Source organism: Enterobacter sp. E1, from assembly GCF_016809815.1.
Taxonomy (GTDB): Bacteria; Pseudomonadota; Gammaproteobacteria; order Enterobacterales; family Enterobacteriaceae; genus Enterobacter; species Enterobacter adelaidei.
This window is the reverse complement of the sequence record NZ_JAFBJM010000006.1, coordinates 227733-240529: the sequence shown is the minus strand read 5'-3', so window position 1 is coordinate 240529 and position 12797 is coordinate 227733. Positions and strand designations below refer to the sequence as shown.

12 protein-coding genes are annotated in these 12797 nt (G+C 51.6%); 3 read left to right on the top strand and 9 right to left on the bottom strand.

Annotated elements, in window-relative coordinates; all coding sequences use genetic code 11:
* Positions 1-615 precede the first annotated feature (615 nt).
* On the top strand, positions 616-2013 hold the full coding sequence (locus tag JGF26_RS16805; protein ID WP_134708427.1) for an ISNCY family transposase: 1398 nt from the start codon (positions 616-618) through the stop codon (positions 2011-2013).
* Between the two features lie 159 nt (positions 2014-2172).
* Here the strand turns inward: JGF26_RS16805 and JGF26_RS16800 are convergent, their stop codons facing one another.
* Positions 2173-3780: a mechanosensitive ion channel domain-containing protein gene (locus JGF26_RS16800; protein ID WP_134708426.1), complete on the bottom strand. Its 1608-nt coding sequence runs from the start codon at positions 3778-3780 to the stop codon at positions 2173-2175.
* A gap of 89 nt (positions 3781-3869) precedes the next feature.
* On the bottom strand, positions 3870-4622 hold the full coding sequence (locus tag JGF26_RS16795; RefSeq protein WP_028017394.1) for a DeoR/GlpR family DNA-binding transcription regulator: 753 nt from the start codon (positions 4620-4622) through the stop codon (positions 3870-3872).
* A gap of 85 nt (positions 4623-4707) precedes the next feature.
* Between JGF26_RS16795 and JGF26_RS16790 the strand changes: the two genes are divergently transcribed.
* Positions 4708-5292 carry an NUDIX domain-containing protein gene (locus JGF26_RS16790; RefSeq protein ID WP_049005520.1) on the top strand — a complete coding sequence of 195 codons (585 nt, stop codon included), beginning with the start codon at positions 4708-4710 and terminating at the stop codon, positions 5290-5292.
* A gap of 83 nt (positions 5293-5375) precedes the next feature.
* Complete coding sequence (gene tam, locus JGF26_RS16785) at positions 5376-6134, top strand: trans-aconitate 2-methyltransferase (protein WP_134708425.1); 759 nt, start codon at positions 5376-5378, stop codon at positions 6132-6134.
* A 4-nt stretch (positions 6135-6138) separates the two neighbouring features.
* Here the strand turns inward: tam and JGF26_RS16780 are convergent, their stop codons facing one another.
* From JGF26_RS16780 to JGF26_RS16750, 7 genes are all read right to left on the bottom strand, one after another.
* Positions 6139-7329 carry a cytochrome c biogenesis protein/redoxin gene (locus tag JGF26_RS16780; protein ID WP_134708424.1) on the bottom strand — a complete coding sequence of 397 codons (1191 nt, stop codon included), beginning with the start codon at positions 7327-7329 and terminating at the stop codon, positions 6139-6141.
* 135 nt (positions 7330-7464) lie between these two features.
* Positions 7465-8763 carry an ATP-binding protein gene (locus JGF26_RS16775; protein ID WP_134708423.1) on the bottom strand — a complete coding sequence of 433 codons (1299 nt, stop codon included), beginning with the start codon at positions 8761-8763 and terminating at the stop codon, positions 7465-7467.
* On the bottom strand, positions 8760-9500 hold the full coding sequence (locus JGF26_RS16770) for a response regulator (RefSeq protein ID WP_128347722.1): 741 nt from the start codon (positions 9498-9500) through the stop codon (positions 8760-8762). Before JGF26_RS16770 ends, JGF26_RS16775 begins: the two co-directional genes overlap by 4 nt.
* Positions 9501-9544: 44 nt before the next feature.
* Complete coding sequence (locus JGF26_RS16765; RefSeq protein ID WP_028017400.1) at positions 9545-10540, bottom strand: alpha/beta hydrolase; 996 nt, start codon at positions 10538-10540, stop codon at positions 9545-9547.
* Between the two features lie 145 nt (positions 10541-10685).
* Positions 10686-11126, bottom strand: a complete 441-nt coding sequence (locus JGF26_RS16760) for a GNAT family N-acetyltransferase (RefSeq protein ID WP_028017401.1) — start codon at positions 11124-11126, stop codon at positions 10686-10688.
* Between the two features lie 74 nt (positions 11127-11200).
* A complete protein-coding gene (locus tag JGF26_RS16755) occupies positions 11201-11788 on the bottom strand; it encodes a hypothetical protein (RefSeq protein ID WP_028017402.1) in 588 nt (195 codons plus the stop codon).
* Positions 11788-12750 (bottom strand): hypothetical protein, encoded by a 963-nt coding sequence (locus tag JGF26_RS16750; protein ID WP_028017403.1) that lies wholly within the window; start codon positions 12748-12750, stop codon positions 11788-11790. Before JGF26_RS16750 ends, JGF26_RS16755 begins: the two co-directional genes overlap by 1 nt.
* Positions 12751-12797: the final 47 nt, after the last annotated feature.

Sequence of the window (12797 nt, the reverse complement as noted above, 5' to 3'; positions counted from 1 at the left end):
GTCCCCATTCATCGCTGGATTACCAGACACCAGCTGAATTCGCAACGGACTGGCGAAACAGGAAATATGAAGAAAAACCAACCGACATTACTAACTGAAGGTTGTATCTAATCCTGGGGGCAGGTCAAGACCGATAGAAATCGTAGTCAAATGTTTGTTTATGCTTCTTATAGTAATAGACGTAAAAGAAACGCAGCGAACACAAAATGTTTTCTTGAGTCCCTAGGCTTTTCTTGCTCAGTTCATTCATTCCATAAATTGTGGCGAACATGACCGGTAGGGTAGTCACATCATCAACTATGAGATGAGTTCTCTGGTTGTTCCTCGATAAATGTAAGATGGTATATGCCATGAACTTAGCGGATGCCCCGTAATTTTTGCGTTATGAAGTCATCGTAAGTCCACAACTAAACTTTGGCAACTGACTGATTCATCGGTAAGTTCCTGAAAGAGAGGGACTCATGAACTTAAGAGCAAACCCACCATATTTAACATAATATACATTATGCGCACCAATATTGTAGTAGCTAAATTGAGATGTCCGTATCTGACCAAATAGACATGTCCGCGCTACAGTCTCACCACAACGCTCGCAGCTTCCAAAGGATGAGACTCATGACGGCATACGGAACGGAGTTTTTCTCGATGAACGATGTGAACCGACTCAGGATCCTTCAGGATGTGATTGACCGACGCCTGACAACGCGCCTTGCTGCCAGCCGGCTGGAGATCTCAGACAGACACTGCCGCCGGTTGCTTGAGCGCTACCGTGAACACGGACCGCTGTCGCTGGTTAACCGCCGTCGTGGTCAGCCAGGTAACCGGCAACTGACGCCAGGCCTCGCTGAGCGTGCATTGCACATCATCCGTGAACGCTACGCTGATTTTGGTCCGACATTAGCCTGCGAAAAGCTCGCTGAAGTTCATGATTTGTACCTTGCTAAAGAGACTGTGCGTAAGCTGATGACCCGGGCCGGTTTATGGATCCCCCGTAAGCTACGACCGCCGCGTGTACATCAGCCTCGCCCACGACGCGCCTGTACTGGTGAGCTGATACAGATTGATGGCAGTGACCATCGCTGGTTCGAGGATCGTGGCCCGGCCTGTACGCTCCTTGTTTATGTCGATGATGCAACCAGCCGGCTGATGCAGCTTCTGTTCGTCAGTTCTGAGTCTACTTTCACCTATTTTGAAGCCACTCGCGGTTATCTGGAGCGATACGGCAAGCCTCTGGCGTTCTACAGCGACAAGGCCAGTGTCTTCAGGATCAACAACAAACAGGCTACCGGCGGCGATGGCCAGACCCAGTTTGGCCGTGCAATGAACGAGCTGAACATTACTGGTATCTGCGCCAATACGAGTTCAGCCAAGGGCCGCGTTGAGCGGGCCCACCTGACATTACAGGACCGCCTGGTCAAGGAGCTGCGGTTGCGCGGTATCAGTACTCCTGAAGCTGCCAACGCCTTTGCTGATGAGTTTATGGCAGATTACAACCGCCGCTTCGCAAAGCTGCCCCGTCACGATTTTGACGTACATCGCCCGCTGGAGAACGGTGAAAACCTGCAGGCGACATTTACCTGGCGTGAACAGCGCAAGGTCTCAAAAAACCTGACTTTACAGTATGATAAGAAGCTTTATCTGCTTGAAGATAACGAAGAAAACCGTCGTTTTCAGGGGAAATACATCGATGTCTGGCAGTATCCGGATGGCACTATCGAGCTCCGTGCCGGTGGTACTTCCCTGCCCTTTATCACTTACGACCGGCTGGGAGAACTGGACCAGGGAGCCATAGTCGACAACAAACGACTGGGACGCGCCCTGGAGATGATTAAGCTGGTTCAGGACAAACGGGACAACACCCGCTCGCAGGCCCTGCCATCCCTTGACGGACAGACATCCCGCCGAAAGAAACAACCCGGAAAGAAATCACAGCGAAGCCTGAATCAGGACGACATGCTGGAAGCCCTGCAGCAACTCCAGACCCGGAGACAGGACATCTTCGGCAAAAGCTGAAACATAACCCACAGGCGGACATTTCAATTCAGCTACAAAGCGGACCTCTGAAAACAGGCCAGACAAATATGAATCCATGGGAAATCTACACATTATCTGTTGTCATTGCCCTGGTCATTGAGCCCACTGAAAGTACCTTCCAGACGCTGTTCATCATTTTCAGTTTTCAGGTGGCGTCGCTGGTGCGCTATACCAGTTCTCTTTTGGCACCATCACACTGTTTTCCGGTTGCAATACAAAATTCGGAGACATGATCTGCACGTTAAATTCATTGAAGACGTCCTGAATATTGCTGTGCAGTTCGTTACGGCCATCTGCCAGTGACACATCCGGCAGCAGTCGTACCTGTAATTCATAAGCAATGTACCAATCCATCAGACTCAACTGTCGCACCAACGGTGGCTGTGAAAGATCGATTCCTTTGGCACGTTTGGCCGCCAGCTCCAACATTGCATGAACCTGACGCCATGGCGTGTCGTAACCAATGGTGACGCCGACAGTCAGGTTAACGCCACCGTTTGTACTTTGCGCACTCAAATTGGTAATTTTACCGCTTACCACGACAGCGTTCGGCACGGTAACCACGTAGTTTTCACGGGTGATAATTTTGGTTGCAAGCATACCAATTTCACTTACCAGCCCCTCGTTATCTGCCACCCGAATCATGTCTCCTTTGCGGAGAGCACGCGAGTAAATCAAAACCAGACCACTCATTGCATGGTTCATCACCCCGGCAGAGCCTAGCGTGAGCATCAGGCCAAAGAAAACACTGATGCCTTTAAAAGCCAGTGAATTGGCCCCGGGCAAAAAAGGATAAGCTGCCGAAAGCGCAAAGAGCCACACCACGACTGAAATCAGCTTGCGGGTTGCACCAACTGTTTCAGGATGGATACCGGGCAGTTGCAAACGCCCTGCTTCCACCTGATTGAGTACCATCTTTAACAACTTCAAAATGAAGGCGGTAATAAGGAAGATGATCAGAACAATCAACAGGCCCGGTAACGCTGAGACAATAGACAGCGCGATATCGCGTACCACGCGTACGGACCACTCTCCCAGAGACTCTCCCCAGACGCGCGTCCAGGGGAACAGGCTGAAGGTCCAACTCAGCCAGACATAGAGTGCGACAATTCCCAGTAAAATCATCAACAACGCATACAGGCGCGTTTCGATAGCACCGATAAACCGCCGCCAGCGCTGGGGTATCCAGCTTCGATTCTCAAAAATACGCCGGCGATAAACACGTTTGATCCAGCGCCATGAACGGTATGTGCCGTACCAGAACAGCACCAGTGCCAGCAGTCCCGCTACGGTCTTCACCGCCGATAGCGCCAGCCAGCCGCTGTTATACTGATCGCTCAAGGCTGAGCGTTGCGCTTCCATACGCGCCAGTACGCGCTGCGCCGCCTGGTCAAGCGTAAGATCGTCTCCCTCGTCGAGATCGCCTGCTGTCAGTAGCATCACCGGTTTGCCGTTCATCACGATGAGCCGTCCCGGCTGGTTATAACGATTTACTGACACAATCTTTAGCGGTTCGCGAACATCAGCTTCAGTGAAATTTCGTAGCGTATTGCGGATGCGTAACACCCGTTCTTCTGGCGTGGTAAGACCGAACTTTGCCTGTAGCATGACGATCGGTTGATGGAAAATATAAACCGTGCGAGCGCGCTCCTTTTCAGTGGGCTCCTGACGAGGTTCCGCTGCATGGGAATTCACAAGTACAGAGAAGAGAAAACACGTCAAAAGCGCGAGCACAATCCTGTTCATATTCGCCACCGAAAACGCGAGAATTATCGTTATTTTTCAAAAAGCCAAATCAAGGCCGATCGCTTTTTTAGCATAGACCAGCCCTTCACTTACGCAATGATAGATACCCCTTTTTCCGATATCGCACGGATCCAGTCCTCATCGGTATTGCCATCGATAACGATGGTATTCGCCAGAGACACATCGCCAATCACAAACGATGACGCGGTGTTTATTTTTTCCGGTGAGGCCAGGACAACCGTCTCTGCGGCTCTGCCGGAAAATGCACGTTTGATGCACGCTTCTTCAAAATCACCGGTCGTCAGTCCCGCCTCAGGGTGGATGCCAGTCACTCCCATAAAGAACAGATCTGCGTGAATATTTTCGATACCTTCAATGGCCCCCGCGCCGACCGCAACAATAGAGTGTTTATACAGGCGGCCACCAATCAGAATCACCTCGACAGAAGGATGATTAACCAGTCCCAGAGCGATACTCGGGCTGTGCGTTACCACGGTGATGTGCAAGTCAGGAGGTAAAAAAGTAATCAGTTCGGCGGTCGTTGTTCCACCGTCAACGATCACCACCTGGCCCGAAGAGATGAGCTGTGCACCTTTTTGAGCCACCTTTTTTTTCGCATCCATCTTAACGAATTGACGTTCTGCGAACGGAGCAATAGCGGAAGATGACGGTAGCGCGCCACCGTGAACGCGCTGTAAACGCCCTTCTGCCGCCAGCTCACGTAGATCGCGCCGTATAGTGTCTTCAGAGACATCGAAGAGAATGCTGAGTGCTTTCGACTGAACCTGCCCTTCGGCTTCGAGCTTTTCAATAATCAATTGTTTTCGCTGACTGGTGAGCATTAGGATTCCTGGTGTTGCATGTTTAATCTTGAAGTTACACGATAATGCTGGTTATGATGATTACTCTACGTAAGGAGGAACAATCGTGCAATCAAAACGTGCAGATGTACGCATTATTGACAGTGAAACGCTGTCAAATAACTGGTATGTCCTTAAAAAATATACCTTTGACCTGCAGCGCCGTGATGGCGAATGGCAGCGGCAAAACCGTGAAGTTTATGACCGGGGTAACGGCGCGACAATCCTGCTCTACAACCGTGAGAAAAAGACGGTGATCCTGACCCGCCAGTTCCGTTTTCCTGTATTTATCAACGGCCATGAGGACGATTTGATCGAAGCTGCTGCCGGGTTGCTCGATAACATGGATCCAGAGAGCCGCATTAAAGCAGAAGCGGAAGAAGAAACCGGGTTTAGCGTTTCATGCGTGCAGAAAATCTTTGAAGCGTATATGAGCCCGGGATCCGTCACGGAAAAACTCTATTTTTACCTTGCCGAGTACCATCCGAAAGACAAAACCAGCTCAGGCGGTGGGATCAAGGCTGAGGGCGAAGATATCGATGTACTCGAAATGACGCTGGAAGAAGCATTACAGGGCATTGAAACGGGTAAGATTGTCGATGGGAAAACCATCATGCTGCTTTACCATGTTGCACTGAAAGGCATTTTGTAATTTGCCTGAGTCATGACACCTGCCACTGTGCAGGTGTCTGCCTGTGCTATTCTTGCAAAAAAAGGCAAAACGGAGATCTGACTATGGCTGACTGGAACCCTTCTCTTTACCTGCAATATGGTGCAGAACGAACGCGTCCTGCCGCTGAACTGCTCGCCAGAATTCCACTGGATGACGTCACCTCCATCGTTGATCTGGGCTGCGGGCCAGGCAACAGTACTGCCCTGTTACAGCATCGCTGGCCATCGGCACATATCACTGGGGTTGATAATTCACCTGCGATGCTGGAAGAAGCACGCAAGGCGTTACCTGACTGCCATTTTGTTGAAGCCGATATTCGCCAGTATAAGCCCGGCCAGCCGCTGAGTCTGATTTACGCTAATGCATCGCTGCAATGGATCCCTGACCATTACGATCTCCTGCCTCACCTTGTCTCTTTGCTTATGTTAAATGGCGTGCTGGCGATCCAGATGCCTGACAACTGGCTCGAACCCACCCATGTGGCGATGCGTGAAGTGGCGCTGGAGCAAGATTACCCCGATCGTGGTCGTGAACCGTTGCCCGGCGTACATGCCTATTTTGATATTTTGTCAGAAGCCGGTTGTGACGTAGATATCTGGCGGACAACGTATTTTCATAAAATGAGCTCTCACCAGGCCATTATTGACTGGGTCAGCGCCACCGGTTTGCGCCCCTGGCTGCAGGAGCTGAATGAGAGCGAGCAGAAACATTTTCTGAAACGCTACCATGAACTACTGGTAGAGCAGTATCCGCTCCAGGAAAACGGGCAGATACTGCTGGCTTTTCCACGGCTGTTTATTGTTGCTAAACGTCAACCCTGATGGCTTATGAGCGGGCTTCTTTGAGCAGCTGTTGAATGACCTTCTCTTGCTGTTCATAGTTGCCTTCGCCAAAAGAGGTGTAGCGTAACTGCCCTTTCGCATCAAAATAGTAATGTGCGGGCCAGTACTGGTTGCCGAAAGCATTCCAGATTTGATAGTTGTTATCGGTCACAACCCGATAGGGCAACTGCCACTTATTCACCGCATTTTTTACCGAGGAAAGCGGTTTTTCCCAGGGGTATTCGGGCGTGTGAACCCCAATCACCACCAGACCCTGTGACTGGTATTTTGTCGCCCAGTCACGCACATGCGGGAGCGTATGCTGGCAGTTGATACAGTCCCATGTCCAGAAATCGATCAGCACTACCTTACCGCGCAGCGATTCAGACGTGACACTGTCACCATTTATCCACCCTGTTCCACCGCTTAACGAAGGTAACTGACTGCTGGGCTCCGCCATCACGACTGGCTGAAGCTTCACCGGTGTGGTTGCTGGTTTTGCCAGATTCAGCAACGATGTTTCCAGATAGTCGGCAACGCCGTTAGCGCCTTTCAATATGGATGTTACGCCTGTTGCATTCAAAGCCACAGCCGCTAGCATCACGCCCCCCACAGCCTGGCGTAATCTCTCCATCAGCGCCGACTTTGCTCTCAGCGGTGCCATCAGTTTTCGCCCGCCGATAATAAGCAATCCCAGCATCAGCGCGCATCCGCTGCCATAGGCGGCCAGCAGAGCCCCTGTCGCAATGGCTGAATTCCCCGCAATATTAATGCTGAAAATGGCGCCCAGAATCGGTCCGGCACAGGGAGACCAGAGCAACCCCACGGCTAGTCCGGCCAGAAAAGCCGATGCTATACCGCGCGTTTGCCCGCTCCGGGTATTGAGGGCATTTCCCACGCTGACGGCAGGCTGCGCAATACGCCGGGCAAAGGATGGAGAGATTAAGCTCAGCGCGGCGATAGCCAGAATGACAAGCGCGACCCAGCGCCCGATAATGGTTGCCTCTGCAATCCACTCGCTGGCGACGGTGACGGCCATCGCCACCAGGGTGAACATCACGATCATCCCCGCAAAGAGCGCCAGAATATGTCGTCGTTGCCCCTGAAAACCGGCGAACAGGAGCGGAATAACCGGGAGCGTACATGGACTGAGCAGGCTTATCATCCCACCTAAAAAAGCGATTATCAGAAACATAGTGACCTCACATGACAGATGCTGCAACGCTGCAGTGAGGCTATTTCATCGTACCGATGTGTTCAGGATATGTGTAAAACCTGGGGTTTTGTCTGGCTCTGTATCTGTCTCCCTGAGAGATACAAAGCCGTACAATTAGCGTCGAGGCAGTGCAATTGAGACGTCGAGCCCTCCCTCTACGCGGTTTACCAGCTTCAGCTTTCCTTCGAGTTGGGCGGTGAGCTGCGCGGCAATAGCCAGACCAAGCCCGGTTCCGCCGGTGTCACGGTTGCGCGATGTTTCAACCCGATAAAAAGGCTGCAACACGGCCGCGAGCTCGGCCTCGGGTATTCCCGGCCCACCGTCCATGATGTGAATGACCACCTCTTCGGTAGACGAATCATCTATAGCGATGACGGCACGCTCGCCGAATTTCAGAGCGTTATCCAGCAAATTAGTCATCACCCGACGAAGCGCCTGCGGGCGAGTAACAACGGGTAAACGAGCCTCGCTTGCCTGAAACTGCACGTTTTTACCGATGTCCTGATAATCGCACGCTATGCTATTCACCCACGCGTTCAACTCCAGTTTCAGCGACGTCTCTTCCAGTGATTCTGATGACCGGGCATATGCAATCCCCTCCCGCACCAGACGCGACATGTTATCAAGGTCATTTAATAGCTTGTCGCGAAGCTCAGGTTGTTCTGCCATTTCGACACGCAGTTTCATGCGTGTTATTGGGGTCTGGAGATCGTGAGAAATGGAGGCAAGGATCTGCGCGCGGTCTTTGATATAGGACTGGATGCGAGCCTGCATTGCATTGAAGGCATGCGCTGCTCGTTGTACTTCAACCGGTCCCTTCTCTTTCATGGGGGCATTTGCCGAAGGATCCAGCGTATCTACTGCATGGGTAAATTGTGAAAAAGGCCGTATCACCTGTCGTACCGCGATCCAGGAGCAGGCAGCAAGGAGCAAAAGTTGCAGGATGAGAACAACAGGTAGCCAGCTTGCGACCGGCGGCATTCGGGGGATCAGGTCAATGGTCAGCGGCGAGCCATCGTGCAATGTGAGATGTGCCTGAATATGGGAAACAGAACCCGGAACCGCGGTAAAACTGAGCGGATAGTCAGCCGCGAGGGTCTCTTTTAACGTTCGGATGGCATCCTGCGAACGCTTATCCGTCGGCGCGGCGCCAGGCTCACCTGCACCAAGGATATAACGATAGTTACCCCGTTCAAGTCGCGGAAGCCAGGCCGCGCGTTCACTGGCGGGTAACCGGTCTAAAATGGCCACGCTGGTTGCAACATCGTATTCCAGATTACCGAGCATCACCGTGCGGGCACTGTGCATTCGTTCAACCATGACCAGCGTCATACTCAGGGCGTTGGCCAGCAAAAGACCCGCAAGCACAATGATCAGCAGTCGGGCAAGCAGTGAGCGTGGCCAAAGCGTCATTCATTAACCTCTTTGATTGTCACGGGCATGGTAAAAACATAGCCTTCACTGCGCACGGTTTTAATATAGGCAGGCGTGCGTGCATCTTCATTCAGACGCTGGCGAACCCGGCTTACGAGCAAATCGATAGAACGTTCAAACAGTTCGGCGTCTCGCCCTTGCGTCAGGTTGAGTAACTGATCCCGGGAGAGAACACGTTGAGGATGGTCGAGGAATACGCGCAGCAGGCGATACTCCGCCCCGCTGAGCGCCACGATCACCCCTTCCGGGTCAATTAAGTGGCGGGCGACGGTATCCAGTTGCCATTCACCAAACATCACCAGTCGTCCTGCCTCGGTCACCTGTAAATTGGGCGGCATTGTGCGAAACCGCCGCAAAATTGCTTTGATACGTGCCAGTAGCTCACGGGCGACAAACGGCTTCACAACGTAATCATCCGCCCCCATTTCCAGTCCCAGGATCCTGTCCGTCTCTTCGCTGCGCGCCGTCAGCATCAGGATGGGCAAATCTTTGTGTTTGCCGCTGCGAAGCTGTCGGCACAGGGTGAGTCCATCATCACCGGGCATCATGACATCCAGCACTACCAGGTCGATATGCTGTTTATCCAACACGGCACGCATCTCTTTACCGTTTGCCGCACCGGTCGCGCGATAACCGGACTTAATGAGATAGTCGACAATCAGTTCACGAATATCCCTGTCGTCATCGACGACAAGGATATGATCAATATGCTCCACCGAACTCTCCTGACTGAGGGGTAACGTATTGAAAATAGCACATATCACAGCTTATCCGCGTCGATAACCGCCTTGACGAAATCCTGTGGATCTTCCTGAGGAGGGTTGTGCCCCACGGTTGCGCCGAAGGTGCGGTGCTCATATTTACCGGTAAATTTACCTGCATAGGCCTGCGGTGCCGGGTGCGGCGCACCGTTATTTCCGCCTTCAATGGTAATGGTCGGGACGGTAATATTCGGCAAAGTCGCCAGTTTTTGCTCGTAGCTGTCGTATTTACGCTCCCCTTTTTCCAGCCCTAAACGCCAGCGATAGTTGCTGAGCGTCACTGCGACGTGATCCGGGTTATCAAGGGATTTGGCGCTGGCGTTAAAGGCTGCATCGCTAAATTTCCAGTCAGGCGATGCCTGCGACCAGATTAAGCGCGCGAAATCATGCGTGTTTTTGGCATAGCCTTCAGCACCACGCTCGGTGGCGAAATAGAACTGATACCACCACTGCTGTTCGGCTTTTGGCGGCAACGGTTGTTTGCCAATCTGCTGGCTGCTGATGAGATATCCACTCACCGACACCAGTGATTTAACGCGCTCTGGCCAAAGCGCCGCAACGATATCCGCCGTACGGGCACCCCAGTCGTATCCCGCGAACACCGCCTGTTTGATATTCAAAGCGTCCATCAGGTTAACAATGTCTTTCGCCATCGCCGAAGGCTGGCCGTTGCGTGGCGTTTTTGCAGACAGGAAGCGCGTGGTGCCGTAGCCGCGCAGAGAAGGCACAATCACCCGGTAGCCTTTGGCCGCCAGCGCAGGCGCTACCTCGGCGTAGCTGTGAATATCGTAAGGCCAGCCGTGTAATAAAATGACCGGTTGACCATTTTTGGGGCCGATATCGACATAACCGACATTCAGATCGCCGGCGTTAATTTGCAGTGGATGATCAAAAGCTGACGCGAAGTTTGTGCCGGTGGCTTCGGCCTGACAGGACATCACCGTGCCAAGAGAAACGGTCAGTGCGAGGGTTGAGTACGCGAGTTTGCTGAACATGTTGGTATCTCCGGTTGAGTACATTTCACGGGGATATAACAACACCTCAATGTATAGCGGATATGTGCGAAAGCGGGTTTATTGCAAGCCTGTGTATGTATCCCGGGCGCTGATACAGTGTGATACAAACACAGGCGTTACAGATTTACAGGGAGAGGCGATAGCGGACGTAATCGTCAGCTTCACCATATTTATCATAGAGTTTACGCGCCGGATTGTTCTCCCGGGTGACCCAGTATAGTTTTGACCACCCTTCCCGTTTGCCTTCCTCTATCAGAGCATCAATGAGCGCCTTTCCGGCTCCCGCCCCGCGCTCGGTGGCATCGACAAACAGATCTTCCAGGTAACAAATGGGCGCTGTCGACCAGGTTCCTTCGTGCAGAATGCACATCGCAAAACCGATGACCTTTTCGTTCTTCTCTACTACGCGGCAGAACATCTGTGAACGATCTGATAACGCCCTTTCCCATGTCGATGCGGTCACAGACTCCTCGAGGAAGCAGTCATAAAAATGGGTATAGCCATCCCACAGGGGACGCCATTGAGAATAATCATCTGCGCGTAAAGCTCTTACCGTGACAGCCATGTATTCCCTCGTATTACAAAGAGTTCGCCATTATCAAAACCCGACTTAGTTTTCGGTAACGTCACAACACCTCTTTAACGGATTTTTAGCCGCATTTCACGTGCCAGCCTGGCAAGACGCTGAGTACGACAATACAGCGTAAACAGCACAAAACCACTGCTATTCATCACTACCCGACAAAGTAACAGTGCGGAGAATGCGATGACTAGTGGCCAAATACTTCCGTCATGGGAAAGCAGAAGATATAGCGTCTGAACGAGGGTTAGTACCAGCATAACTATGAACAGCGTCATAAACCCCAGCAATCCCGACGTTGCCCCTCGTGCCAGAAGCGCGCTTATAACAATGAGCGCGCCTGTCATTATTAATGATGGTACGAAAAAGCTCAGTGCATGATTTAATGGAGATAACCCCTGCATAGTATGGAGAAAAGGCAAAAGGTTAAACGCAAACACCACTAAAAACAGAGGGAACAACGTGGCTACCGGGTAAGGATTTTGACGCGGCAACTCGCTAAGGGGACGAGAAAAATACTGTTCCATCTCGGGAGTGGAATAGTTCAACAAACGAGGATCACGACGAGCAATAGCTTCCTCTATCTCTCTGCCATGCTGCAGAAGATCCAGGAAAACCCGTCCGGTTAAAAAACTCAGAAACCTCATCAGAATACCGCCAGCGACTGGATGGTACCGATAATGTATTTACCGGTCCGTGGTATGTTACTGGGCGCTGCAACAACTCCACTGACTGCACTCCCAGCCAGAGCCGCGGCACTTGTGACCACTTGTCCAAGTTGTCGAGTGAGTTCTATCTGAACCGGTCCGGTAGGAAAGCGTTTCGGATAAAGACCTGCGCGAATAAGAGCTTTAATCTCTTTGTTACTTATACCCGGGTTTTGTGCGCGAATTATCAATTCGGTCAAACGAGCGCGATCCTGACGAGGATAGTTTTTCAACCACTCAGTGGCTTTCAAAGAAGATATGGATTTCATTGCACGCCAGGTGGTAATCGCTTCTTTTAATGCACCTCCGGCACTTGCTAACGAAATTAAATCCAGTGATGTAGAGGTTGCTACGTACCATTCTTGCGTATCGAGCCAGGCAACATTTCCGCCACCGTTTTCAACCAAATCATAGATACGATAAAGACCATTAACACATTGCAACCCAGTGGCGATGGTACCAGCGTAGCCAATAGCCACTAAGACGCCACTGCCTCCTGCGGTAATAGGTGTTGCTGCAGTGCCCGCAAGCATCACGCCTCCAGTAATGATCATCGCACCACATGAAAGTACTGTTGATGCTAGCTCAGTTCCCATGGATGTGGATGTCACTGCATCAGTCAAGGATTTACCTACGATAGAAGCGGATGGCTGGGATGTTGCTTTAGTTACAATAACATGGGTTACAATGCCACTTTGCCCATTAGCATGACGTTGCCCAGATCGAACCAGGTAGCGTTGAGCACCGTCAGAATAAATGATCCCGGCCTTAGCAAATTCGCGATTACAGTCCATAGCGGAACCTAGCGCGTTGAAATCAAAATCTGCAGCCCCAAGCCCTGCAATGCGTGCAAAATCATAGCCGGGGAGATTTCTCTCAGGGTTCATTCCAGGCAAAACCATACAATACTCCTTTTGCGTGTGGATAAGTTGAACTCAACCTATCTGAC